This is a genomic window from Photorhabdus khanii NC19, from assembly GCF_000517265.1.
Taxonomy (GTDB): Bacteria; Pseudomonadota; Gammaproteobacteria; order Enterobacterales; family Enterobacteriaceae; genus Photorhabdus; species Photorhabdus khanii.
The window spans coordinates 737,571-764,493 of record NZ_AYSJ01000013.1; the positions used below are offsets into that span (position 1 = coordinate 737,571).

The following is a 26,923-nucleotide window of genomic DNA, read 5'->3' on the forward strand; positions in this document are numbered from 1 at the left end:
GGGTTTAAGCCCTGAAAAAACTTGATTATCGGAAAAGACATATAAGGAGTATCTTTATATCATCAAGCTATTTACTGACTGATTTATCCCATTCATCTTTCAAATTGCTACTTTGTTAGTTGCTTTCACTTGCCACCATGCTGCAATTTGAAATCTAATTGGGAATAGATGTGAACCCACATGTCACTTTGGTATAATAGATTATAAGAAATACGATGAAGATTATATTAACTCACTTGATTCAGAAGTAAGAAACATGTTATATAATCATATATTAGAGTAAAAAATGTGATAAACCAGATTTAAACTATAATCTTCATCAATATTTTATTAATAAAAAATTCGACATAAGCATATTGGGAAAATAAAAGTGAAAAAAACAATAAAATGGGGCATTATTGGTTGTGGTGATGTTACTGAAGTAAAAAGTGGGCCCGCTTTTTATAAATTGGATAATTCTGAATTAGTTGCGGTAATGAGGCGCAATGCTAACTTAGCAGAGGACTTTGCCAGGAGGCACAATGTCCCTAAATGGTACTCCGACGCAAATTCACTGATTAATGATAAAGACATTGATGCCGTATATATTGCAACCCCACCCTCTACACATAAAGAATATACTATTTTGGCCGCTAAAGCGGGCAAGGCGATATATGTAGAAAAGCCTATGGCATTAACATTCGAAGAATGTAATGAAATGATATCGACTTGTAAATCGCAAAATGTCCCATTATTTGTTGCTTATTACAGGAGAGCATTACCAAGATTTTTAAAAATCAAAGAATTAATTGAATCAGGCGCGATAGGAATACCCAGAATAGTAAATTGTATACTTTATAGAGAGATAGAGCCCTGCTATCAAGATCCTCATCATTTACCTTGGGTTGTTAAGCCAGAAATCTCCGGTGGTGGATTATTTGTTGATTTAGCGTGTCATACTCTTGATATATTAGATTTTCTTTTAGGAAAAATTATTTCTGTCAAAGGACATGTAAATTCACAGGGGAATGCTTATCCAGCAGAAGATTGCGTATCAATGTCATTTATGTTTGAAAACAATATTCAAGGTGTAGGTATATGGAATTTTGTATCGAATTCCAGACATGATAATGTTGAAATAATTGGTGACAAAGGAAAAATATCTTTTTCCACCTTTGGAAATTCAGCCATTTCATATTATGACCAGAATAACAAATTACACCAATTTAATATTGACAATCCAGAACATATAGAAATGCCATTGATTAGTACGATAATTAATGAATTACAAGGCAAAGGCTTTTGCCCTTCAACCGGAGAATCAGGCTCACGAACCAGTTGGGTAATAGACCAAGTATTAAAAGATTATAGAATGAATAATTATTTATAAGGAATTTGTTTTAAAAAAATATATTGTAATGTCACACTTGTAATGTAATGGCAACAGCGTTACATTAGTGTGTTATTTATACCATCTCTACAGCCAAAGGAGATTTAGAATGAATGTAACAATTGAGAATCGTAAAAATAAGACGCTCAACTTGAGGATTAGGCAGGAAGATCGAGATTTAATCGATAGAGCAGCAAAAGTAAAAGGCAAAACCGTCACCGAATATGTCCTTGATACAATCAAGCGTGATGCTGAAAACACCCTATTGGAACACTCATTTATGGTTGTTTCTCCAGAGGTTTTTGATGCTTTTATCGCTAAACTTGATGATCCAGCAGCACCAAACGAACGTCTTATCAAAACAGCAAACATGAAAAAACCGTGGTGATACAATGACATGTAATGGCCCAACTCCATTAACAGACGATCACAATTTAGATAGCTTTAATTCAGGGGTTGACACCCTTGACAATTGGTTAACAGACAGAGCATCAAAAAACCAAAAAGGAAATGCCTCACGAACATACGTTGTAAGCGAAGATAAAAATGTTATTGCCTATTATTCGTTGGCTACCGGCTCAATTATGTCGCAAGAAGCGATAAGCAAATTTAAGCGCAATATGCCAAACCCCATTCCGGTAATCATTTTGGGCCGTCTGGCTGTTGATAAAAATTATCAAGGAAAAGGGTTTGGCCGCTACTTAATTAAAGATGCTGCCATTCGTGTCACGCAAGCCGCAGATTTAGTTGGTATTAGAGGGTTAATTGTCCATGCTATCTCAGAAGACGCTAAAGCATTTTATAAATCTGTGGGTTTTGATGAATCGCCTTTAAACCCAATGACGTTAATGATCACATTAAAGGATTTAAAGACGGCTTTCGGAATCAAAGGTTAATGTATATTGAATAGCTATCTAAACCTTTTTAAATAATTAGCGGACACATAATAGATATTACGTGTCTACTTTAATTAACTCTATAAATCAAAGATTATATCTAATCAATGCAAAAACAAACTGCTACTTTATCGTCAAACATAGCTTCTACAACGTGAAAAAGCCAGTCGTAATGCTGCACCAACTTCCTCAGGGGAACTGTCCGCAGAAATTACGACATGATCAGATTCAGAAATACCATCTTCAGACCAGCCATCCAATTTTTCATGGCGGGATGGTCGTATCATTATTTGACCATCAAGCATGCAGATACCACAGCTTAACATTTTTTTAAATAATTGACGTTTTGAACGATAGCCATAAAATTCCATCATCTTAGTTATCCAATTTTTATACTGCTCATTACTTACATCATGATCAAAATAATCTCCACATTCATCAAGCGAGATTATTCTGCTTTTTGATAAAGCATCAAGTACAGCCTTTCCTAATTCTTGATCAGATACAATTGGCTGTAATAAATGTTTGCTACCTAAGGGATCTGCCCTTAATAAGCCGTTACCTGAATAAGTTTTAACAGAGTAAAAATCTCCATTAAACATAGCGGTTGCATTTAACCCTTGCTTAAAATCCATACTCATTATTCCACCACTGTAATTTTAGAGGTAAGGCTCACTTAATAACTATTCAAAGACGGATTCGACTAATAAGCTACCCTTCCATTTTTATACTTGCCTGTAAAATATGATCCATATCCAAGAATAGCTAAGAATTTTTCTTCTCTATTTATTTTTTCTACAATTTCTTTTAAGCATTCTTTAATGCCGTCCATACTACTGATTAGTCGAATCCACCGATAATTATTATTTTCAAATAGCAATATTATCAAAATAAGATTTATTTTTCCTATAGAAAAACAAACTCATTGCAAGCCCAATACAAATAGAAAGAACATGACCTGGCTTAGGGTAGTGAATATAAATAAGATCTAAAGCCATTGCCGGTAGCATGGAAAAAACAACAGCAAACTTTAATATACTAGAGGTATGCTCTTTGACAAAAACCATCAGCAATGCAAAGGAAGATACGCCCAAAACAGCTTGTGATGCTCCTGTACCAATATTCCAAGGGTAACTAACAAAGTTAGTGCTATAAAGAGTTCCCAAAGCACCAGAAGTAAACCATAAAACTAATAAAAATTTAGATCCAAGATGTTTTTCTAATAAAATTCCCAGTATGAAAAATGATAGCACATTGTAGACCATATGCAATTGTTTAACATGTATGAACTGAGAAACCAGAAGTCGCCAATACTCAAATTCATATAATCTATTTGGTGTTAACCCTCCATATTTCTCTAGATCTATAATACTTATTTTACCGATAAAGCTATCTGTTAATGAATATGAAACAAATGTGGAATAAACAATTGTCACACATACTATAAATACTGTTGTTATAGGAAATTTTTCAATTTGGAACATTCAATACTTCCTTCATAATCATTACATGACATCATAAATTATATCAGGTAAATCTTTCAGTTCAATATCTATATCATTCATTTTACTTTATTCTATGCTACGCTTAAAGTTAGTTACAATCTCAGGATTATCCAACCATCTTTTTATTAAGCTAGACCCATTAGATTGATTTTAAAAATAAAAACTAAATTTTCTTTTGTTTGTCAACTCCACTATCCATTGATAACCCAAAGAAATGTACTAGAACTGGTAAAGTGAATCTAATTGATTCCAATACTGTGTTTGGACCAGATTTGGAGTATAGAAATGATCTGTTGTTTGTTGAAGCCTCTAGTGCCAACTTTAGAATGCATGCTCTATCTGCATACTTCCTATTTAAATCTATGCATTCATCATACAATTTCTTATTCCAAACAATAGCCATAAATATTTTAGGTTTCGATGGATGTTCTAAAGAAGTTTTTAATACATCAAAATAACCTTCTTCACATCCATTGCAGAGAATTAAAATAGAAGGAATGTCCTGCTGATCGATTTGATAGTTTGAAACTGGCTTAAATAATGGAACAGTCTCTAATCTATGAAATTTTTCAACCATATCAGAATTTGGGTAATAATTTGTAGTTCTAATCGTCAAATCACTACTAAAATATTGATGTATTTTAATATCTAACAGACCAGGATTAGTCATGAAGTTCACGGTGTTGAAATCAAAATCGAATTTTTTTGAATGCATGGACTATTTGTGCAATAACACCTTTTGTCGATATAATTAACGATGGAAAATCATTTTCAATGACACTCGATAATGATTCATTTAATACCTGCTCATTATTAAAATTACTAATCCACGAATCAATATCATCTATCAACTCATCATATAGCTTCAATTTAATGTGAGGATCATAGTAACTTGCAGCAATCTCTCATACACTGAACCTTAAGCATTAAGTCTCTCGAAATAACCCGAATAACTTGTTATTGAATAAAAATCACCATTAAATACACATCTGGCATTTTTCCATCGTTCAAAAATCTCACTCATTATTTCACCACTGTGATTTTAGCGGTAAGGCTAATTTATAACTATTTAAACCTTTTTGAGATAATTAGCGGACACATAATAACTATTATGTGTCCACCTTAATTAACTCTATAAATCAAAACTCATAACTAATCAGTGAAAACAAACTATTGCTTTATCGTCAAACATAACTTCTACAACGCGAAAAAGCCAGTCGTAATGCTGCGCCAACTTCCTCTGAAGAACTGTCTGCCGGAATGACGACATAATCAGATTCAACAATGCCTTTTCCTGTCCAAAGCTCAAGTTTTTCATGGCCTGTAGGCCGGATTGTGATATTTCCATCCAGCAATTGTATTCCACAATCTCGCATTCTTTTAAATAATTGACGTTTTGAACGATAATCATAAGTTTTAATTAATTCATCAATCCATTCTTTATATTGTTCATCACACTTTTCAGGCTCAAAGAAATCATCTATCTCTTCTAGAGGAATGAACCTACTCTTGGATAACGCATCAAAAACTGCCATACCTAATTGCTCATCATCTATATCAGGGGATAGTAAATAATAACTCCCTTGTGGGTCAGCACTTAACATCCGATAACCAGAAAAAGTTTCAACACAGTAAAAATCGCCGTTAAACACGCATCTAGCATTTCGCCATCGTTTAAAGATTTCGTCCATTATTTCACCACTGTGATTTTGACATTAATATTTTTTTCTGCACCATAAGATATTGCACGGTTAATTTGCTCCCATTGATCTACCGTTGTAGCTTTTGGTACAGCAATCCGAACTTCACGCTGTGAAATCATTCCTGCATTTATAACCTTTTTATCCAGTCTCGCCTCGGTAAAGTTTACCGTGGCATCTATATTCCCTTTTATGGAAGTATAAAGTTGCTTAGGATCTTTAATTCTTGCCGCAGTACCAGTATCCAATGTCTTAACACTGGTAGCTATACCTGTTTTCTGATCATAAAAATCAAAAGTCTTAAACCCTTCGGGTAATCGAGTACCTTTAGGCATCTGCGTAGCAACAAAGTCCTCAAAAGGATACCCCTGTTTATAGTTACCTTCTCCCCACGTCATTTGGGTTTTGCTACCATCTTTTTCTACCCGATACACATGCCTTATGTCTACTGTTGGGTGCGGATCTTTTGATATCACTTTCGATAATTTAGCTGCACCAGATGTCGATCCCTTGACCGCGCCAAGGCCACCGGCTGCCATACTGGCTATTTCAGTAACAATTTTTCCTGCTTCCAAGCCAGCGTTATAGGCTCCCTCAGGACCCGCTTTTTCATATTCAGCTTTGACAATATCAAGCTGCTTGAGATAACCCTCCTTTGTTGCCTGCCAGATAAAGCCGGGCATATCCTCCTGAATCAATAGCGTTTTAAGTGCTTCAATGACTTCCGAAGGATTAGATACCGCTCCGACAATTGCCATCACACTATCATAAAGTTCTGACGGAATACCGGATATAAAACCCGCCGCTAAAGACCCGTCTTGCGTGTTACTAATCAAGCCCCATTTAGCAAAAATCTGCGCTTTTTTAAGGTAGTTGGATTCTGCGGCAAGCTCTTTCTCCATTAATTGCTGTTGGTGATGAGCCAGGTAATTGTAACGGAAAGTATTCTCCGCACCGCTTGCTCCACTATAAGCACCGTCTGCTTTACCGGTAAATACCGCACCGGCAAAACCACCAAAAGCACGGGCAATTTGCGCTTGCCGTTCCGATGTTCTCTGCCACTCTTCAGCTTTGATGATGTTATCACCCATCATGATACCAGCCAGTTCCGCAGCCAAAGCCCCCGCCATTGCACCTTTGGCATTTCCCCGGCCAATTTCAGCGCTGATCCCTGCCACAACTGCGTGGCTCAACGTTTTGCCCGGCACTCCCAATACCTCGCCATTATCACCAATCAATCTGGCACCCTCAGCATGAATCTGGCTGCCAATATTAGCCAACAGAGCAGTAGTCAAATTATCTTTAAAACTGCCGCCGTTAATGGTGGTATTCAGGCTGGAACTAATAATAGATTGGCCCGCTACCCGCTGGACGACTTTGTTCCAATCACCATTGCTGATTTGGGGTAATTTCGCTTTTGTCGGATCTAATTTAGTGCCATCAGCTGCTTTATCCCATCCCATATAGGAATCAAATCCGGCCAGTGCGCCACCAATCGCCATTGAGGTAATCGTTGATTTAATGACATCACTGCTACCCAATGCTTTTAGCGCTTTGGATATATCACCCTGATTGTCTACAATAGCGACAGCCGCCTGTGCAGCCAGTGATGACATACCCGCAGTTAACGCGCCACCCGCAACGCTATTACCCGCATAAGATGCAACAGATGCTGACAGAGAGCTGCCTGCTGTTGCCGCCGCCGCTGCAATAGCAATCACCGCAGAAATCACTGGATTTAAATGCTTGCTCTTATGATCCCAACTGTTATAAGCATCTTTGACCAAATTCCACTGAATATCTTTGTTCCCACTAAGCCCTTTCAGCCAGGCTGTTTCTGGCGTATTTCCCAATACTGCCAATACATTTTGTAATGATTGACCATTTTTTGCTTTAATATCAGCGCTAACACCATTTGCTGCATCTACGGTAAGTTTTCCGCCGATATGAATAGCAGGAAGAATCCACGTATCTTTGGTATAACCTTTATCCCTGTGTTTGATATAAAAACCTTTGGAGTTGGTAATGGTCTGCTCAAAAGTGGTATTTTTTACCGCCTTAAAGTTGACTTTACCGTGAGTGCTGGTCAGTTTGGCATTTTTATTAGTGGAGATTTTACTGGCTTCATAAGTGCTGTCATCCCGGCTTAACAGATTAATATCACCACCAGCGATAAATTCAGTGACTTTGTTAGTGACATCATGACGGGTACGTTTAATGGTTTTCTTCTTGCCATACCATTTACGCTTTGTCTCTGTTTTCTCATAGTGGCTGGATTCTTCCATCGCCTGAGCGTATAGATAACCCCCTTTTGCCGCGACATCCATCGCACCTTTAGCAGCCAGTTTGGTGGCCTGGAAAAGAATGCTGCCGTTTGAGATAACTGTTAGTACACCGCCGCTGGTCAATTCACTGCCTTGCTGAGTCACTGATTCGGTGAATTCCCTGCCACTTTCCCGGTAAGTGTGATTCTGCACCGATTCAAAACGCATATTGCCACCGGAAGAAATTGTTGTATTTCCTCCTGAGCTTAATGTGGCTCCTTGAGTCATCAGCGTTCCATTAGCAGCTACAGTAAGTTGTTTTCCACCATTGACTACAGCAACAATATGACGATCATCCTTATTGTTATCGTTCTTGTTATCAATAGCGGAATAGCCCAGTGCTAACAGATTAATATTACGACCTGCTGATAATAATGTGTTACCTTTGGCGTTAATTTGAGCCGCCTTTCCATTGATATCTGCACCACTGATAACACTAATATTATTTCCTGCGGTTATACGACTACTTAATTCCCCGGATCGAGACGAGGGAAATAACTCATTCTTGGGGAGGGGGACAAAACCCATTTGAAATAACCCATCAAATGTTCGACCTAATTCACTAGGATTAAATGGTCTATATGAGGGAACTGATTCACTTAATAAATGAGGAAATTTACGATGATTCAGTACAATATCTTTTGCAGAAGTTAAACTGATATCTTTACCTGCTGAGATATTAACACCTTCAGCACGTAACGTTCCTCCAGCATTAATCACAACAGAGCCTTTGGTGTCTAATTTACCTATTTTGGAGAACATATTATTAAAGAATTCTTGTTCTCTGTTGCCAGATAAACCTCCCCTCATTCGTTTATGTGTCAATAATGCGTTATTGTTATCAATAGTAATGTCATTGTTTGCGGCTAGAGAGATACTATTACTCTTAGTTAGGAATAAATTTCTCAGAAGAATATTCTTACCAGCATGTAATAATAAATCACCAGTAGCTTCCAAACTACTTATTTTACGCGTACCATCAAGATTAAAATACCCGGTATCCTCACTGCTTTTAAAACTTAAATCAGCATTTTTACTAATAGCGGTAATATTTTTACCCTTTAATTCCCCTTGTACAGAATTAATATCATTTGTAGCTGTCATAGATAAATCACCACCAGCTAAAATCGAGCCATATTTAATATCAATTCCGTCACCCGCAAGAATATTTATCCCATCAACAGATTTAATATTATTATCTGTGACATTTATCTTTTTTGAGTTCAACAATATATTTCTTGCTACTAATGCATCAGGTCGTTGAACCCCAGAGATTTCTGAAACTCCCTTGATATTAGAGATAGATGGAGTGTTAATATCAATATCATCTCTAAAATCAGCAACTAAATCCCCACCAGCTGAAATAGTAGCTAAATAATATTTTTTATTTTCCCATTCATTGGCCGATCCTGTATTTTTAAATTCAATATCATTCTCCATATACATAGGAAACTCATCTATCAAATGTTCCAATCCGATAATTAAATCCCTACTACTCTCAGTATCATTCAATGGATTGAAATCAGTTGAGAATTTAGTAAAATAATTTATCACCCCTAAGTTTTTAGTGAAATTTTGAAGAGTCAGGCCCGTAAGAAAAACATTTTTTAATGCTTGTATTGAGCTTGCTTCATTTAATATTTTATTTGAATTGACATACATATTACCACCGGAAAAAATGACAGCTTCTGATGTCGATTTACTTAAAATCAACTCTTTTCTACCGGTATTTATCCAATTATTTTTATTAAAATCGACAGTACCAAACCATTTCTTAACTTCAGTGTTCTCTAATACTGGTTTAAATCCATTTAAATGGTCACGAAATAGCAGTTCAAAACCCAAATATTCAATCTTATCCGAATCTGGGTTTTGTATTTTCCACCCAGTAACAAATTCACTACGAACATTATTTAGTTCATTAGTCCTAACAACCAAATCCCCTTTCACGGTCTTTATCGTCGCAGATTTATTCTCAATCAGTATACTCTTATTCCCCTGAGCATCTTTCTGTAACCACATATTATTATTGGCTTGCAGAAGTGCTTTATCTCCAGTATTGCGTAAAGTATCACCCAATATCCGCATATCCCGACCCGCAGTTACATTCCCTTTATTATCCAGTTTAGTACTTGCCAAAGTAATATCCCGTTCTGCCTGTACCTTGATATTAGGGGCAATATGCGTTTCTCTGGCACTGAGATTAAAATCCGTCTTAGCTTTGGCATTTCCCAGTTCGATTTTGCCATTAACGTTTAAAGTAATATCACGCTGGTCGCTGGTTAAATCTTTCAAATTAACCCCAACGCCATCTTCAGTAGCAACCAAGCGAATTTTATTGGCATACATGCCACCTAATGCCTTGGTATCAACGGCTAATTGAGGTTTAACGCCTTCCCCAGTGATTTTCTGCACGGTACCATCGTTAAAATCAATCCGATTAGCACCCTGTGTAAAGGACAAGTTGTTAGCCTGAATTTTTCCATTTAACTCAGTCGCCCGGCTGATAATGTCAATATAATCCGTCGCCTTGCCATCCAGCCCTTTGCCACCAATCGTAATCTGGCCTTTTTTGACTTCCAATGCTTCCAATGCACCCTGTTTGTCAAACTGAGGTTTCCCGGTAGTCACTGTTGCGCTGGAGGTATTAATAAAGCCACAGCCATCACAGGTAATGCCGTTAGGGTTGGCAATCATCACATTAGCTTTATTACCGACTACCTCCAGTTTGCCTTGCAGGTTAGACCGCCCGTTACCAGTGACTTCATTAATAATTAATTCGGCTGCTTTACCTTTCAAGTTGCTATTTGCATTTAATTGCCCGGCTAATTGAGATTTAGCCGCCTGAGTAGCGTTATTTAATACAGCTCCCTGAGTAGCAATATTAAACTCTTTATAGGTATTATGAGATATTCCGGCGCCATTAGGAGTAGCAATATTGACAACCGGCACATTGCCCTGATTTTGTACCTGTGTACGGTTATTGTCAGGTGTGATCCCAGCCGCTATAGCGGGATGCAGGGGGTATGTCGCAGTCAGATAAATTAAAAGATAACAAGCGCCCCTTGCCATAGGGTTGTTACATCTATCCATCATTCTATCCTTTTTTCTTAATTTAAATACAAGGTTATTGGTATAACTCCCTGTATTGCATCGCTAAAAAATCAGTGATGCAGACCAGTAAACCACCCAGTTATCTGGTTTCAGATGATCAGGGTGAGTCAATGGTGTTCCTAAAGTCATAGTCTGATTAAACCTGCGATTGGTCAGTGAGACGCCAAGCGCAGTGCCGGTGACATTACCGCCATCAATTTGTCCGGTTTTTTTCTGTAACCAGCCGGTATCCAATGCACCGGTTAAAGCGAGCTCCCCCAACACAGGAAGTTCTGCAACCCGCCAATTCAATTCATTACGCCAATATCCGCCGCGATTGCCGGTAAGATATTGCTCCTTAAATCCCCGGACAGAATATTGCCCGCCCAGTGATAGGCTTTCACTGGCGTAAAGGTTGTCCGGTGTGGTCTGGCCGTAAATAGATGAGAGGTAATAGATGAAATCCGTGACCGGAATAAAATAGCTGGCACTTAGACTAAATTTGCGAAATTGACTCCGTGGCATATCGGGGAAATGTGGGTCATCTTTTGTGGCACCTAACACGGATAAGCCACGGCTCAATACAGGATTGAAAGTGATATAGCCACCCGCCAATACTGAACTGTAATTAACGCCAAAGTTGATAACACTTAATGTCGAGCTGCTAATGGATAATTTCTTTCCCGCCATCACGTTGGTCGTCTGACGGCGCGTCATTCCTACATTCAGTGCCAGTTTCTGCTTACCATCACGATATAGCGTCCGATTTACCGCCAACCGATGAGTCTGGCTATCACCTTCATAGCGATTGGTTCGTGAACCTATCGGAATATCCTGAAAAGAATCATTCCACGCATATTGATAACTGAACAGCCAGTAACCATAAGGCACGGTCACATGGGAAGAGAGGCTCCGGCTCTGATGGTTATTACGAAAGTCACTGTTCCGACTAGCAGATAATGACCACTGATCAGCAAAATGTAACAGATTATCCAAACTCATACTGGCATTGAGTTGCCCAGTACCTGTACTTTTTTGACCGCTATTATCCGCACCAAAGCTGACACTGACCGGTAAACGAGTCGATATTCGTTTCAAGATAACTGTGGAATAACCGAGTTGCTTTCCCGGCTGAATATCAATCGTCATTTGTTGAGAAGGAAGCCGATTCAGTTGTTCCATCCCCTGTTCAATATCCCGTAGATTCAACGTCTTACCAACTATTCCTGGAAAGGCCATTTTCAATGAGAGCGGAGTTTCATCGTCAAGGCTGATTGATTCAACTTTACCTTCGCTCACGGTAATAATGAGAATACCGGTAGATAAATCCTGCGCCCTGAGTCCAGCTCGGGAAGTGACATAACCCCGTTCGATATAGGCATTCGATACTTTACGCACCAGCCCATTAATATCCTGTAAGGTTAAGCAATGGGATAGATAAGGCTGTGTTAAACCGTCCCGCACTGATCGGGAAAGACTTTCAGCACCTTCAAATTGAATACGGTGAGTGGTATGACAAATAGATTCAGCGCCATCAAGCTTGGGCTCTAAAGATGGAGATAAGGTAATGTTATTACGTATAGCATCACGCTGCTGTTGAGCTTGCTGCAACAATGCCTTCTGTTGTTGAGTGATAATCTCCTGATCTGCGGGGCTAATGAACTCTGAAGCATAAGCCTCCCCTGATATCGCTAACTGAACAGATACCACCAACCCTCTTAGACAAACAAATATTCTTTCCATTGATAAATTTTATTTCATAATAAGTGAATTGTTAAAAGAATTAATAATGCTTATCTTACCCGCCAAATCAGATAGTAATAATGAGCACAACCTTTAAATGTGATCAATAACCTGATTAATTGACAATTAATAAAATTAGTAATTATTTATATTTACTCAAATACATAATTCAGTCTAATGCAAAAATATATAATGTAATTATTTATTTACATTTTGTGTAACCGTTATTTGACATAAATAAATTGATCCTTTAGCCTCCCTTTCTATAACTATTTCAATCAGTTCAGAAGCAGAGGAAAGCGTGAAGAATCGCACTATTGGCAGTATTTTTATCGTCGCCGGGACAACAATTGGTGCAGGGATGCTGGCTATGCCACTGGCTGCGGCCGGTGTTGGTCTTGGGACAACCTTCGTGATGTTAGTCGCTCTTTGGGTTTTGATGAGCTATACCGCTTTATTGCTGGTGGAAGTTTATCAGTACAGCCCAGCAGATACTGGCTTAGGAACCGTGGCAAAACGCTATCTGGGACGTGGTGGTCAATGGCTTACCGGTTTCAGTATGCTATTTCTGATGTATGCCCTGACCACCGCTTATATCAGCGGTGCCGGTGAATTGCTTGCAGGCAGCCTGTCTTCATGGCTGGATAGACCCATTCCGGTCTCATTTGGGATACTGATTTTCACCGTTGTCGCGGGTTGTGTTGTCACTATCGGTACTCAATCTGTCGATATGATTAACCGCCTGCTGTTTACTGCAAAAATCATCTTCCTGGTGATTATGTTGGCAGTCATGATGCCTCATATCAACAACACTAACTTGCTTTCCATGCCCCTGGAGCAAGGTCTGGTATTATCAGCAATTCCCGTAGTATTCACCTCTTTTGGCTTTCACGGCAGTGTGCCAAGCATCGTCAGTTATATGGGCGGCGATACCCGCAAGTTACGCAAAATATTTGTTATCGGCAGTGCTATCCCATTGACTGCCTATATTCTGTGGCAATTAGCAACACTAGGAGCGATTTCTTCCCATACTTTTGTCGGTATTCTGGCAGAACAGGCGGGGTTGAATGGGCTGTTACAGGCAGTGAGAGACGTCGTTGCCACTCCCCGAGTAGAACTTGCTGTCCGTCTGTTTGCTGACCTGGCACTAGCAACCTCATTTCTTGGTGTCTCTTTGGGTCTATTTGATTACATGGCAGATCTGTTCAAACGCCGTAACAATGCGACAGGCCGCCTGCAAACAGGGGTGATTACTTTTGTTCCACCCTTGCTTTGCGCGTTGTACTATCCAAACTTTGTTATGGCTCTGACTTTCGCCGCGGTAGCACTGTCCATTCTCGCTCTGCTGCTGCCTTCAATGCTGGTATGGCGCAGCCGCCAAATTGAACAAACAGCTTATCGGGTCATAGGCGGAAAACCCGTTTTGGTGCTGGTGTTTCTCTGTGGAATTGCAGTTATTGCTATCCAGATTGGTATTGTCAGCGGATTGCTGCCAGAAGTGGGTTAAGCCTAAGTTGAAATTGTCCGCATCAGAAATGATGCGGACTGAGCCCATAAAAACCGTTTAGAAATTCAAACCGGCACCAACATAAAATCCATCAGCCAGTTTGTTATCCCTGTGCCCTTCTTTCCCTCTCATATTCATCACTCGATAACCTGCATCCACTGTCAACGGCTTAAATACGGTAAAACGCAAGCCACCCGTCGCTTCAGTATAAGAATCAATGCCAGAAGTTAAACTGGATGGCGCACCGTAAACTTCACTGTACAGAGATAAAGATGGCATAACCGCCCAACTCAAACCCACACCACCTGCCAATGCCTCACCCTTTTTCCCATCTTTAGGTGATAAATAGAGAACCTTACCGCCAATGCTAGCAGTCAATGGGCCGACGGGCAGACTAAAGGCCGTTCCCAAACTTCCCAGTTGCCCATTATGATCACTGCGTGCCCAGTTACCGTTAAAAGATAATCCAGCACCGTTATCACCAATTGCCGCTGAAGTATTGGTGAAATGGCGACCAGCCTGAACATTCACCGAAATCGCATTTGCTGTCCCGGCAATGAACAATAAACTGGTTGCTGCTGCGGCAAGATAAGCCTTCATATATTTCCTCTTTATTTACTTAATGTTAAGCATCTTACTTAAATAGAACTAAACCTGTAGACAACAAAAGGAAATGAATCATCTATACTTACTAAATATGTGTGAATTTTTCATTTCATTTACTTAATAATTAACTATATAAATAATTTTACATTAAATAGTAAAGGAAAAAACAATAAATAACTTATAGAAAAAACACAACATTTGAATTTTAACATTTGACCAGAACTGTTTTTTTTAATCAGCGATTACGCTGTTTTTTTTCATGTAAAACAGGAGAAGTGTGATGAAAAAGAGAGGACTTACAACGAATGCCGGAGCCCCTGTCGTTGACAATAATAATGTCATAACCGCAGGCCAACGTGGTCCTATGTTGTTACAAGATGTTTGGTTCTTAGAAAAACTTGCCCATTTTGACCGTGAAGTTATTCCAGAGCGTCGTATGCACGCCAAAGGCTCTGGAGCTTATGGGACCTTTGTCGTTACTCACGATATCACTAAGTACACCAGCGCTAAGATTTTCTCTGAAATAGGCAAAAAAACAGAAATGTTTGCCCGTTTCTCAACCGTCGCCGGTGAGCGCGGAGCAGCAGATGCGGAACGTGATATTCGTGGTTTTGCGCTTAAGTTCTATACCGAAGAAGGTAACTGGGATTTAGTCGGTAACAATACCCCGGTATTCTATCTTCGTGACCCCCTGAAATTCCCAGATCTTAACCATGTTGTTAAACGTGATCCGCATACCAATTTGCGTAATCCCGCCTATAAATGGGATTTCTTCTCTCATCAACCTGAATCACTGCATCAATTAACCATTGATTTCAGTGACCGTGGTATACCCAGATCTTTCCGCCATATGCACGGTTTTGGTAGCCATACATTCAGCTTTATCAACTCAGATAATGAACGTTTCTGGGTGAAATTCCATTTCCGTTGTCAGCAGGGCATTAGAAATCTGTTGGATGACGAAGTGGAAGCGCTGGTCGGTAAAGATCGCGAAAGTTCTCAGCGTGACTTGTTTACCGCAATTAAGCAAGGAGATTATCCACGCTGGAAATTAAAAGTTCAGATTATGCCAGAGAACGAAGCTTCTCAGACGCCGTACAATCCGTTTGATTTGACAAAAGTATGGCCTCATGGCGATTACCCAATGATTGATGTCGGTTATTTCGAGCTGACCCGTAACCCTGAGAACTACTTCTCAGAAGTTGAACAGGCCGCTTTCAACCCTGCTAATGTTGTGCCAGGTATCAGTTTCTCCCCTGATAAGATGTTACAGGGCCGCCTGTTCTCCTATGGTGATGCTCAACGTTATCGTCTTGGTGTTAACCACCATCAAATTCCGGTTAATACACCTCGTTGTCCGTTCCATAATTACCACCGTGATGGTGCAATGCGCGTGGATGGTAACAGCGGAAACACGGTGACTTATGAACCAAACAGTGCAGGATTGTTCCAGGAACAACCTGAATTCAAACAACCATCATTGTCTTTAGAAGGAGATGCCGATAACTGGAACCATCGTCAAGATGAAGATTATTTCAGTCAGCCCTGCGCACTGTATAACTTAATCAGTAGTAAAGAGCATCAGCGTATGTTTGACCGTATCGCCAGTGAACTGTCACAAGCACATGAAGAGACTCAACGCCGTCAGGTTGAGCTATTTAGAAAAGTTCACCCAGAATATGGTGCTGGTGTCGAAAAAGCACTGCAAAAATTAAAGACTGATTGCTAACAACACCGTATCATTAATTATCTCTGCCCATGACTCCATTAGCGATAATGGGCAGTACGAAATTCAACATATTGATAGCAAATCAAAATAGCTCAAGAGCAACCGGGTAAATCCAATACCCAGTTTTTGATCTGCTGACGGGATATTTTAATACCATCATTTTTAAACTGCTGAGGTAAGAGATAGTAAGCTGCCGGACGCTGAAAAGCCGCCAGTTTATCAACCAACCATTCAGGTAATAAGTCAATAATTTCAGGTGAGTCACTATCAATGACAACGACAGGCCGATAACCAAATTCAGGATCGGGCACCGGAACAGCAAAACTCTGCTCTACCTGTGGATAGGTGTTAACCATTCGTTCAATCTCTTCCGGTTGAATGCCTTCTCCACCGCTGAAAAACTGATTATCCATCCGGCCAAGTATGCGTAATTCACTCTGTTGTATTACTCCCCGATCACGGGTATGAAACCAGCCATCACGATCAACCAATGGTTGTAATTTTCCATCCAGCCAATATCCACAGGCCAGGCTGTCAGAACGAATTTGAATCTCCTCCTTGATTAAACGAACTTCCTTGCCCGGTAATGGATTTCCCACGCCAGGAAACTCATCTGCCCGTTTAACGCATACCGTTGAAGCCAGTTCGGTTAAACCATAACTACACCAACAACGAATACCTTGCTGCTCTGCCCTTTGCGTCAATTCAACGGGGATCATTGCCCCACCCAACAGCACCTCTTTCAAATTCGGCGGCTGATTTTGTGACTGCTCCAGTAACCGCCAGAGCTGAGTCGGAACCAATGAAGCGTGAGTACAATCGGCTAAAGCATGCTCCAGTGGATTGATATTTCTCAATACCAAAGAAGCCCCTCTCATTAACCAACGCCAGATAATCCCCTGACCAGAGACATGAAACAACGGCAATGAAAGCAACCAGCTATCTTGCTGCTGAAAATTCATCACAGAAAGGACATCCCGCGCACTGGAAAGATGTGCATGAATTGAGTGAACGGCAGCTTTCGGTAACCCGGAAGAGCCGGAAGTCAAAATCATACTGGCGGGACGCATTGCATCCCATGCTACTGAATTATCATCAGAATTCAGTGGCTCACTTTGCCAATCAAGGGATCTGGCCTCTATAGCGGGCAAGTCGCCACTATAGAAATCAGCAACAAAATCAATATTCAAATGTGGCAGTAATTCAGATAGAAGCACTTCAGGCAATTGAGGATTCAGCGGCAACACCCGCGCACCACACTGTAATGCAGCGAGATAACTCAGTAACATCTGTTCGCTATTTTTCCCCCGCAGCATGACACCACTGCCCTCAACTACCCCTTGTTGGCGGAAATTTGCCGCTATCGCATCCAAAGTAGCAACCAACTGATGCCAGTTTAAAACGCGATCACACAACCTAATGGCAATATTTTCGGGGCTAAAAGATGCCCAGTAGCGCCACGGCCACTGGGTAAATGGATTTAACTGCACCATGCGATTTCCAATTCATCCAATCCTGTCACTGGCATCGTGCTATCCGGCCAGCAGCGCACTAACTGAGACTGAACAAGTTCCAGCGTATCCAACCCTGGAATGGAAGCAGGCGTCAGCCAATGAGCAATGCGGGCAAGCTGAGTCAGACCAAAACTGGTTTCAATACTGGAGCTGATCACCGCTTCCAACCCGGCACTACGCGCTGTTGAAATCAACTGACAACAACGGGCAAGACTTCCTGTCAAAGTAGGTTTGATTACAATAGCCGCAACACCTTCCTGAGCCTCCACATTAAAACCTTCATCACGGAGACTTTCATCCCAGGCAATGGCGATCCCAGTATCACGGGCAAAAGCGAGAGAGTCTGCCGGGGTTTGGCAAGGCTCTTCCAAAAAGGCAATCCGGTGGCGGTAATCAGGATCGATATATTTAGCGAAACCATTCGCTTTAGCACGACTCCAACTACGGTTAGCATCCAGTCGCAAAGATAAATCGGGTACAGCTTCCAGCAGAACATTAACCACCATACCGTCACGCACCGCTTCGTACAGCCCGACTTTCACTTTGGCAACTTTTTGCCCACTCATTTCACCAAGACGAACAATCAGCTCATCAGGATCACCGTTACACAGTGGCGCTTTCCGGTAATCAGCTGCTTCCGGCAATTCACCCTGTAATTCAGCTAAGGCGCAGCTAATCCCAAATGCGACAGAAGGCAATTCACTTTCGCCCGGTTCAGCACCAAGGCACCACTGTTTAAGCCATTCCACCGTTGCTTCCCGCGCCAGCTCAACAGTTTCTTTGCTAAATTCCGGCAGGGGTGAAATCTCACCCCATCCCTGGTGATCATTTTTCTGCAAGTGCACCAGAAAGCCATCGCGGGTTTTAAGCCGCTGATATCGCAGTATAACGCCGGCCTCCATCGGCAGTCTGAACCGGTATAAAGTCGCAATACGCATTATGGGTTACGTTTAAACTTGCTGAAATCAGGTTGGCGTTTCTCATTAAAGGCGTTACGCCCTTCCTGACCTTCTTCTGTCATGTAGAAAAGCATTGTGGCGTTACCGGCCAGCTCCTGCAATCCAGCCTGGCCGTCACAGTCAGCATTCAACGCCGCTTTCAGGCAACGCAGGGCTATTGGGCTATTTTCCAGTATTTCACGGCACCAGCGGACCGTCTCTTTTTCCAGATCTGCATAAGGTACAACCGTGTTAACCAACCCCATATCCAGTGCTTGTTTTGCATCATATTGACGGCACAGAAACCAGATTTCGCGGGCTTTTTTCTGACCGACAACCCGTGCCATATAAGATGCTCCCCAACCGCCGTCAAAAGAACCGACTTTAGGCCCAGTCTGACCAAAAATAGCGTTATCAGCAGCAATAGTCAGATCACACACCAAGTGCAATACATGACCGCCTCCAATCGCATATCCGGACACCATAGCAACGACGGGTTTTGGACAGGTGCGGATCTGGCGCTGGAAATCCAACACATTCAGGTGATGGGTGCCTCTGGCATCTTGATAACCGCCGTAGTCACCCCGGACTTTTTGATCGCCACCGGCGCAAAAGGCCTTTTCACCCATACCGGACAGGATAACCACACCGATAGTGTCATCATAACGAGCATCATCCAGCGCTTGCATCATCTCTTGAACAGTCAATGGGCGGAACGCATTACGTACTTGCGGGCGATTGATGGTGATTTTAGCAATGCCATCGGTGGATTTGTGATAAAGAATATCTTCAAATTTTTCAGAGCAGTCCAGCCACTCAATCGGGGCATATAGCTCTTCTTCGCTCGGGTAAATCATATTCGTATTCCTTCAACCAAAGAGTGATAAAAAATGGTTTACTGCCGCAGCAAACGCCGCCGCGTTCGATCGGTGAGCATTATGCCCAACATGCGCAATGGTTTGCAGTGGTAAAGCGCAGTACTTTGCTACTTGCTGAAATTTTTCGTCTTTTTCGCCACACAGATAAGCAAAAGGCAACGCCAGTTGTTGCAGTTCAGGCACCAACCAAGGCTGATAACCAAGCGAGGTATTTTCCAGCATATCAGCCACACCACCGCCATGATTATGGCGGCGCATCTTAATCAGTTGTCGGCGCTGCTCAGGTAATAGATCAGAAAAAACCGCCTGCTGATACCAATCGGACAAAACCTGTTCAATCGGCTGAAAACGAAAACGTCTGGCCCAGCGTCTATCATGCTCAAGACGGGCATTTCTTTCCTGTTGGGAGAACAAACCAGGGTTTCCTCCTTCAACCAACAACCCACACAATCCCTGAATATCACCATAACAGACATGATGCATGGCGATACGGCCCCCTAAGGAGTAGCCAATCAGCCAGCATTTATCAATTTGCTGTTCTGTTAATGTTTCAGACAGAAGACGACTCATATCGGTGAAATCTTTTACCTGAATACCCCTGGAATCACCATGACCAGGTAGATCGATGACCAATGAGGGATACTGAGCGCACAGATTCACTAATGGCAACCATTCATCACCATTACCCAATAATCCATGCAACCACACCAGCCAGGGATGGCCATTATGGCTATTGAACTTGCGACAAGCCAGACTCACAACATGGCCACCTGTTTTAAAAGCTGTTGCAAACACTCAGCCCCTTCTCTATCCAGCACTTTCAGTTCAATCAGCGTGGTTTCATTTTGTTGCCATGCCTGCTCAGTACATTGTCGCAATTCAATCCAGCTTTGTGGACTGGCATAATTCAAACCAAACATCGCCGCCGCATGATCAAAATTAACGTGCTGAGGCATACAGTAAAAACGCTGCCTCTCTTCTTCCGGTGTAGGCAGTAAAGAGAAAATTTGTCCGCCATTATTATTTACCACGATTAATACGATTGGCGCGGAAGGATGACGCAACAATGCCAAGCCATTCAGATCATAAAGTGTAGATAAATCACCGATAATCGCCAAGGTTGGCTTTGCCATTGCCCGCTGCACGCCTGCTGCAGTGGAAATCAATCCATCAATACCGCTTGCCCCCCGGTTACTGTAGACCGGATACCCTGCCGGTAATTGTCCAAGTGCATCGATCAAACGCACAATCAGGCTGTTACCCACAAATAATTGTCCACATTCAGGCAGTAATTCATGTAATTGATAAGCTACGGCGGCTTCACTGCACTTCCCTGTTAATTCTGTTCTGACGCAGTTAACCGCTTTCTCTGACCAGATTATGAGCTCTTCTGCCCACGATGTACGCGATTGTGCCGGATGAGCCAGTAACCAGTCAGCAATATTACAGGTTAACTTTCTGCCGCAATGATTGGCGGGATCAAGCCGGCCTGGGATTGGATCAATAATCCAAAACTCCTCCGGCTGGCATTTAGCCTGCCACTGTAACAGATGTTTTCCTATCAGACAGGAACCAAACTGGACCACTAGTTGCGCTTGCGCCAAAATTGCCTGTGCGTGAGGATTATCCAACCATAAATCGGCACAAGGCAATGGTTGCCCGGTCTGTGAAAGCGCATTGCCAATCAGCGGCCAGCCCAATGTTTTCGCCCATTCAGCAACATAAATTCCCTCTTCAGCACTCATTCGTCCAGCCAATACAACCCCTTGTTGCTGTTGCCAATAGCTCCAATCCGGCACTTCTGCCACAGCACAGGTCGCCGGTTGACTCAACCAAGGCCGGTTGTTTTTCCACCAGCTGCCCAACTGTTGCTGCCACTCATAATAAGCAGGCTCTTCATTACCATATAAAGGTTCAGCGAATGGACAATTAATATGCAAAGCACCATGTTGCAAGTTCGCCATACCATTATCTATGACAGAAACCAGCCAGCTTGCAGCGATATCGTCTGTTGGTCTTGGCAAAGAAATTGTCTGGGATGGATGAGAAGCAAAAATACCCTGCTGATGAATAGCTTGATTCGCCCCACAATCCATTAACTCCGGTGGCCGATCGGCAGTCAGGAAAACCACGCGTTCACCCGTTAAGCCGGCTTCGATTAATGAAGGATAAAGGTTCGCCACCGCCGTCCCGGAAGTGACGATAACGGCGACAGGCTCTTTACTTGCTTTGGATAATCCCAACGCCAGATAGCCCAATCCGCGTTCATCAAAATGGGTATGACAAATCAGTTTGTTATTCTCCGCTGCGGCCATTGTTAAAGGTGTGGAACGTGAACCTGGCGCAATGCAAACATGATGTAATCCGTGGCGGGTAAGTGCTTCCAATAAAAGTTCCGCCCAGCGGCGGTTAAATGCGCTGTTTGACATATTTTACTCAACAAAACATTGTAAAAGCCCGCTGTCAGCCTAACGACACAGACAATTTTTTCTTTATCCTAGTTCAATGAATTGCCATTTAATCGAAGACTTATCCCATCAAATCACATTCTCGATCATATGCAGGCGCATACTTTTCCTGTATCAGCGACCACCTTGGCAGTTTGATTTACAACCTTGTCCCAAAAGACATGATAAAAAGTAAGATTATACGGAGCATTAATAATAATTAAAGCCCTGATTATTTGTATCGTTATGCTTATTTAATTCCATTAGCAGCGAAGGCTCTCTCTCCAACGTTGAAACCGGATAAATCAGAAGTTTTTCCCTTCCGACAACGAATATTAAGTTCATTAATATGATCAATTTGCACTATGTAATTGGCAAAAGGCGAACTCTTTCAGTTACTGCTAAAAACTTACTAAATAAAGACCGTTATTATAAGCCAGGAAATAAAACAAACCTTTATTTCCCGAATAAAATCCTTTCTCTAAAGAACATATCTTATTTGTACAATAGTAAAATAGAATTATAAAAACACCCCCCTTACTTGTTAATTCCGGCCATTATATGAACAATTAAGACTTTAGTTAAAATATGGATCTGAATCTTTATTCCATGACACAAGATAAATAGGCTGCAATCTTATCCACTTTTTAAACACGCCATAAACGGTAAATCAAAAACATCCAGCTTATCCTTTATAAAAAGACCATATTACCTGCCTCTTAAATCAAAAAGGGAGAGATTATATAATCATCACACAGCAATATAAATGTAATTATTTGTTTTAAAATACATTTTCACATAAATAGCATTTAAATATTTCATATTTTTCATTCTAACATCAAGAAAGAACATAAAAACCCATAACAAACAAATAAGAAAACCAAAGTATTATTTTAAAAATCAACAACTAAATAAAAAATAAATTTACAACATTTAAATCCTAAAATTTTATATTTATCAATTTAAAATATCAATATCCAATGCAGATCAAAATACAGACAAATCTTTAATTAAAATTATGTATTAAACTGTTTTTTCAACAAACAATCACACTAATCAATGTATTTTTAATTAAGATTATTCAATAAAAAATACAACGTAGATTCAACGGCATGGGTATTATGACATCCGGTTGTGCCTTGATGTATTTAATAATTCTTTCAATGAAGCAATAACCACTAATGGAGAAATATATGTTATTAGCTCAACTTCCAGCGGAAAAAACACTAAATGAAACAGATATTCCCTCGGCTACCTTGCAATTACTGACAGGTAAACAAGCAGGGGTTGCCCGCCCCGGTGGAATATTTACCAAAGAAGACCTTATTAATATCAAACTATATGTTAAGAAGGGTCTTTCACTACCTTTTAATCTGGAGGAAGTAAAAAACTATCTAGGTTACCAAAAGGTCGATATTCCTGGACTGGAACCAGAAGATATTCATATTTTGTTTGAAGAAATCCGCACTCACTCACTTAGCTGGAGCGGAGTAGAAAACGATATTATGCAACAGAGTATGGATCTGGAGATTGTCGGTCAACAAATTACCGAAACCGGCGGGAATATCATCAGCATCATTAATGAGATGCCAATTATTGAACGCATAAAGAAGAAACTGGGAGAGTTATCGGATAGACAATTAGCCAGTATCACCTACACCAATGAAGATAAAGAGGTGTCACATGCGCTGGAAGAAATCCTGGATAACATGAAGATCGATATTCAAAAACAGCAGCAGAAAACCGAAAAGGTCAAAACCGAAGTATCTGATTTCAAGTTAAGACTGATCGGCGGCAGACTCTCCAATGGCAGCATTGCATTTGGTTTACAGCCACAGGTAGAAAATAAGAAAAAGCTGATGAAAGACAATAAGATGTCAGTCAGCATCAAAGATCTGGATGACAAAATCACCGAGAAAAAAGCAGAAATCACTCAACTTAAAAAAGACTACGACAAATTCGTGGGTTTGGCTTTCTCCGGCATCGCAGGGGGACTTATCGGCCTCGCGATTACAGGGGGCATCTTTGGTGCTAAGGCAGAGGAAGCACGCAAACGGAAAAACGCACTGATCAAAGAAGTACGCGGCCTGGAAGAAAGCATCAAAGGTAAACGCGCGCTGCAAGAATCCATGACCAACTTATCTATTGATTTTAGCGACATTGATACCCGTTTACTGGACGCAGAAGTCGCACTGAACCACCTGGATTACATGTGGCAATCCATGCTAACTCAGATCAATGCTTCCAGAGATAAATTCGCCGAAATTAACGATGCACTGAAACTGACCTCTTTTATCACTAAATTCCAGCAAGTGATAAGCCCTTGGAAAGAAGTAGAAGGTTCCGCTAAACAATTGGTCAAAGTTTTCGATGAAGCGTTGAAAGAGTACAAACAGCGCTATAACTAATCACATTCCCCCTGTATTACATAGGAAATAGAAAAAAGGAGCATATTAAAATGACTGAAATCATCACCTTTCCACAACACTCTGCTACTTATCCAGAAATCAACATAAAAGTCTTGAACCAAGCGGTGAAAAACATCTGGCGTCTGGTGCAACAACAAACTTCAGGCATTGAAATAATCCAGGAAAAAACGCTACGGGTCGGCGTATACAGCCGTGATCTTGACGAAACGGTACGTATCTCTGTGCCTCACCTGCAAACTGCCCTGCGGCAGCTCCCTCCTCAAGAATACTTCCAGACCATCCTCGAAATTGATGCAGCTCTGGAAAATTCTGAGTTGGACGATGAAACCCGGGAGGCGCTGTTAGAAGCACGTTTAGAGCAGGTCCGCAACCTGAATAAAGATGTCAAAAACGTTATTCTCAGCCTACATAATGAAGCTAACCAACTGGCCGGCAAAATTGCTGATGTACGTAACGTTGTGATTTCAGAACGCCTGGGAGGCATCCTGGAAGAAGAGCAAGCACGAAAAGTAGAACTGCAAGCCAATATTGCCCAGAAAGAGCAGAAAAAAACCAAACTAACTGAAGACCGCGACAAGATCATCGAAAGCCAAGATGTCATTCGCCAATACAATCTGGCCGACATGTTCAAGGACTACATTCCCAATGCCAGCGAAGTGGACAAACTGGATATCAGCAACCCTAAAAAAGAGGCTATCAAACAGGCACTTAAGCAGGGAATTGAAATCGCCAAAAAGATTCTCGACAATATTTCTAGGGGACTGAAATATATAGAATTAGCCGATGCCAGATCCAAACTGGATGAGCAAATCACTCAGTTGAATAAGGAGTCCGATAACCTGAAAACTCAGCTGAAAGAGACAGAAAAACGGATTACCGGTATAGGCGCTGCACAGCAAATCGAGACAGAGCGCACCACACTACTGAGCCAGGCAACAACACTGGAACAAGTATGGAGTCTATTTGCCAATCAATTACAGGAGACAATAGACAGTAAAACCAACCAGCAAGATCTGACCAAATTCATACATAATCAGCTGGCCTTCCTTAATAATCTAGAGTCGCAATACAGCGCGCTTCTGTTGAGCTAAACACACCTGCCCCCGGGCTTTCACCAGGCAATACAAAGCATAAGCATAATAAGTCAATGAAACTTGTGTGAAGTGCAGCTCAGGGGAAGAAAGCGTTATCAACAACTCATAATAACCCGGTAAGGGCAACCTTACCGGGTCAGGTTATTGACCAACCCATTTAAAAACATCCCCAAAGACATAAGTAGGGCCACACGTCTGCTAGATTAGGGACGTAATACCATTACGCGGAAACTGAAAGATTTTCACAAATCTACCCTTCTAATAAGTATCAGTCCAGCATTATCGATTGTGTTGCATGATCATGATCGAGTGATGTTTTAATGCTCGTCACCATATTTTCGATATAAATTAGGAGAATGTAAATGAACAAGCTAATTCTGCCCACTGATATGTTGTTGAAAGAGGAACAAACTGTTTCGTTGACCCAAGTAGACCTAACCAAAGAAGACTCATCTCTGCTGGAGTTGCTACAACAGCAAATTGAAGCCGAGGACAGTCTCACGCAACAGACCGGACCACGTTGGTATCGCTCTGGTTTAGGCCCTAAACCCACTCAAGGCGGAGCGTATATTTCTGGTACAACCTTAGCTCCCTCGAACGGACCGACACCTTCAGGAATTGTGAACACCATTCTGTGTACCTATGACCGAATCAATTGGGCTGGCTGGCAAAATCAAATCACGCTGCGTCTTTTCATCACCACCCCGGATAATTCTGCTGCATGGGAAGCATTTCTGGATGTAGCCAGCGACTCGGCCACGATCAATGCCGCAGGAGCGAATGTTCCAGCAGACTGTAGGATTACCCTGCAAATGAAAGTCGGAAATATCACGGGTGGGTTGTATCAGCCGCCGTACATTTCATCCTATGACTGCTGGGTAAACTACAACTAACACGAACTGTTGAAGACGCGTCTTTGGTTATGTGCCAAAGGCGCGTTTGTGACTGCTCCCCGCCGTAAACGGCCAGGCTTCCCACTTCCTAGGCCGCAGCCGTCTGTGCGACGGATTTACGCAGGCCTCCATGGGCAGAAACGACGAGTCCCGCCGCCTGTAATTCAAATATGCCTTGCTGTTTAATATTCAGTGCAGCGTTGAGATCCCGATCGTGCTCTGTGTGGCATGCCGGACATTGCCAGAGCCGTTTGTGGC

At 41.5% G+C, this 26,923-nt stretch carries 21 protein-coding genes; 8 read left to right on the plus strand and 13 right to left on the minus strand.

Going from position 1 to position 26,923, the window contains the following annotated elements:
- Positions 1–370: 370 nt before the first annotated feature.
- The 3 genes from PTE_RS15495 (at position 371) to PTE_RS15505 (ending at position 2,265) form a co-directional block, all read left to right on the plus strand.
- Entirely contained in the window at positions 371–1,369 is a 999-nt protein-coding gene (locus PTE_RS15495) for a Gfo/Idh/MocA family protein (RefSeq protein WP_036848208.1), read from the plus strand.
- Positions 1,370–1,478: 109 nt separating this feature from the next.
- The gene (locus PTE_RS15500; protein WP_036848211.1) at positions 1,479–1,757 is read left to right on the plus strand and encodes a type II toxin-antitoxin system TacA family antitoxin; all 279 of its coding nucleotides are present in this window, start codon (positions 1,479–1,481) and stop codon (positions 1,755–1,757) included.
- A 4-nt stretch (positions 1,758–1,761) separates the two neighbouring features.
- On the plus strand, positions 1,762–2,265 hold the full coding sequence (locus PTE_RS15505) for a GNAT family N-acetyltransferase (protein WP_036848214.1): 504 nt from the start codon (positions 1,762–1,764) through the stop codon (positions 2,263–2,265).
- A 134-nt stretch (positions 2,266–2,399) separates the two neighbouring features.
- On the opposite strand, the gene PTE_RS15510 is transcribed toward PTE_RS15505, so the two are convergent.
- The 6 genes from PTE_RS15510 to PTE_RS15535 all read right to left on the minus strand — a co-directional run bounded on the left by PTE_RS15510 (position 2,400) and on the right by PTE_RS15535 (position 12,630).
- Positions 2,400–2,906, minus strand: coding sequence for a contact-dependent growth inhibition system immunity protein (locus PTE_RS15510; protein ID WP_036848215.1), 507 nt, complete (start codon positions 2,904–2,906; stop codon positions 2,400–2,402).
- 228 nt (positions 2,907–3,134) lie between these two features.
- Positions 3,135–3,749, minus strand: a complete 615-nt coding sequence (locus PTE_RS15515; RefSeq protein WP_036848217.1) for a rhomboid family intramembrane serine protease — start codon at positions 3,747–3,749, stop codon at positions 3,135–3,137.
- Positions 3,750–3,933: 184 nt separating this feature from the next.
- Positions 3,934–4,440, minus strand: a complete 507-nt coding sequence (locus tag PTE_RS15520) for a hypothetical protein (RefSeq protein WP_131601519.1) — start codon at positions 4,438–4,440, stop codon at positions 3,934–3,936.
- A 514-nt stretch (positions 4,441–4,954) separates the two neighbouring features.
- On the minus strand, positions 4,955–5,461 hold the full coding sequence (locus PTE_RS15525) for a contact-dependent growth inhibition system immunity protein (RefSeq protein WP_036848221.1): 507 nt from the start codon (positions 5,459–5,461) through the stop codon (positions 4,955–4,957).
- A complete protein-coding gene (locus PTE_RS15530; protein WP_036848223.1) occupies positions 5,461–10,887 on the minus strand; it encodes a DUF637 domain-containing protein in 5,427 nt (1,808 codons plus the stop codon). Before PTE_RS15530 ends, PTE_RS15525 begins: the two co-directional genes overlap by 1 nt.
- A 63-nt stretch (positions 10,888–10,950) precedes the next feature.
- Positions 10,951–12,630 (minus strand): ShlB/FhaC/HecB family hemolysin secretion/activation protein, encoded by a 1,680-nt coding sequence (locus PTE_RS15535; RefSeq protein WP_036848226.1) that lies wholly within the window; start codon positions 12,628–12,630, stop codon positions 10,951–10,953.
- A 301-nt stretch (positions 12,631–12,931) separates the two neighbouring features.
- Between PTE_RS15535 and tyrP the strand changes: the two genes are divergently transcribed.
- Positions 12,932–14,137: a tyrosine transporter TyrP gene (tyrP, locus tag PTE_RS15540; RefSeq protein ID WP_036848229.1), complete on the plus strand. Its 1,206-nt coding sequence runs from the start codon at positions 12,932–12,934 to the stop codon at positions 14,135–14,137.
- Between the two features lie 57 nt (positions 14,138–14,194).
- Here tyrP and PTE_RS15545 read toward each other — a convergent pair whose 3' ends face one another.
- Complete coding sequence (locus PTE_RS15545; protein ID WP_036848232.1) at positions 14,195–14,737, minus strand: YfaZ family outer membrane protein; 543 nt, start codon at positions 14,735–14,737, stop codon at positions 14,195–14,197.
- Between the two features lie 286 nt (positions 14,738–15,023).
- Here PTE_RS15545 and PTE_RS15550 point away from each other — a divergent pair, with 286 nt between their 5' ends.
- Positions 15,024–16,472 carry a catalase gene (locus PTE_RS15550; protein ID WP_036848234.1) on the plus strand — a complete coding sequence of 483 codons (1,449 nt, stop codon included), beginning with the start codon at positions 15,024–15,026 and terminating at the stop codon, positions 16,470–16,472.
- Positions 16,473–16,564: 92 nt separating this feature from the next.
- Here PTE_RS15550 and menE read toward each other — a convergent pair whose 3' ends face one another.
- The 5 genes from menE to menD are packed head-to-tail and all read right to left on the minus strand — an operon-like array spanning position 16,565 to position 22,231.
- Positions 16,565–17,965, minus strand: coding sequence for an o-succinylbenzoate--CoA ligase (gene menE / locus PTE_RS15555; RefSeq protein WP_036848237.1), 1,401 nt, complete (start codon positions 17,963–17,965; stop codon positions 16,565–16,567).
- The gene (gene menC, locus PTE_RS15560) at positions 17,953–18,924 is read right to left on the minus strand and encodes an o-succinylbenzoate synthase (RefSeq protein WP_036848239.1); all 972 of its coding nucleotides are present in this window, start codon (positions 18,922–18,924) and stop codon (positions 17,953–17,955) included. Before menC ends, menE begins: the two co-directional genes overlap by 13 nt.
- Positions 18,924–19,781: a 1,4-dihydroxy-2-naphthoyl-CoA synthase gene (gene menB, locus PTE_RS15565; RefSeq protein ID WP_036848241.1), complete on the minus strand. Its 858-nt coding sequence runs from the start codon at positions 19,779–19,781 to the stop codon at positions 18,924–18,926. The genes menC and menB overlap by 1 nt, the downstream gene beginning before the upstream one ends.
- Positions 19,782–19,793: 12 nt before the next feature.
- Positions 19,794–20,561, minus strand: a complete 768-nt coding sequence (gene menH, locus PTE_RS15570) for a 2-succinyl-6-hydroxy-2,4-cyclohexadiene-1-carboxylate synthase (RefSeq protein WP_036848493.1) — start codon at positions 20,559–20,561, stop codon at positions 19,794–19,796.
- Positions 20,558–22,231: a 2-succinyl-5-enolpyruvyl-6-hydroxy-3-cyclohexene-1-carboxylic-acid synthase gene (gene menD / locus PTE_RS15575; RefSeq protein WP_036848243.1), complete on the minus strand. Its 1,674-nt coding sequence runs from the start codon at positions 22,229–22,231 to the stop codon at positions 20,558–20,560. The genes menH and menD overlap by 4 nt, the downstream gene beginning before the upstream one ends.
- Positions 22,232–23,430: 1,199 nt before the next feature.
- Between menD and PTE_RS15580 the strand changes: the two genes are divergently transcribed.
- From PTE_RS15580 to PTE_RS15590, 3 genes are all read left to right on the plus strand, one after another.
- The gene (locus PTE_RS15580) at positions 23,431–24,657 is read left to right on the plus strand and encodes an alpha-xenorhabdolysin family binary toxin subunit A (RefSeq protein ID WP_036848245.1); all 1,227 of its coding nucleotides are present in this window, start codon (positions 23,431–23,433) and stop codon (positions 24,655–24,657) included.
- A gap of 50 nt (positions 24,658–24,707) precedes the next feature.
- Positions 24,708–25,769: an alpha-xenorhabdolysin family binary toxin subunit B gene (locus tag PTE_RS15585; protein WP_036848247.1), complete on the plus strand. Its 1,062-nt coding sequence runs from the start codon at positions 24,708–24,710 to the stop codon at positions 25,767–25,769.
- A 365-nt stretch (positions 25,770–26,134) separates the two neighbouring features.
- A complete protein-coding gene (locus tag PTE_RS15590) occupies positions 26,135–26,665 on the plus strand; it encodes a hypothetical protein (protein ID WP_036848250.1) in 531 nt (176 codons plus the stop codon).
- Between the two features lie 88 nt (positions 26,666–26,753).
- Here PTE_RS15590 and PTE_RS15595 read toward each other — a convergent pair.
- The coding region (locus PTE_RS15595; RefSeq protein ID WP_036848253.1) for a zinc ribbon domain-containing protein at positions 26,754–26,923 on the minus strand (170 nt) is incomplete at its 5' end.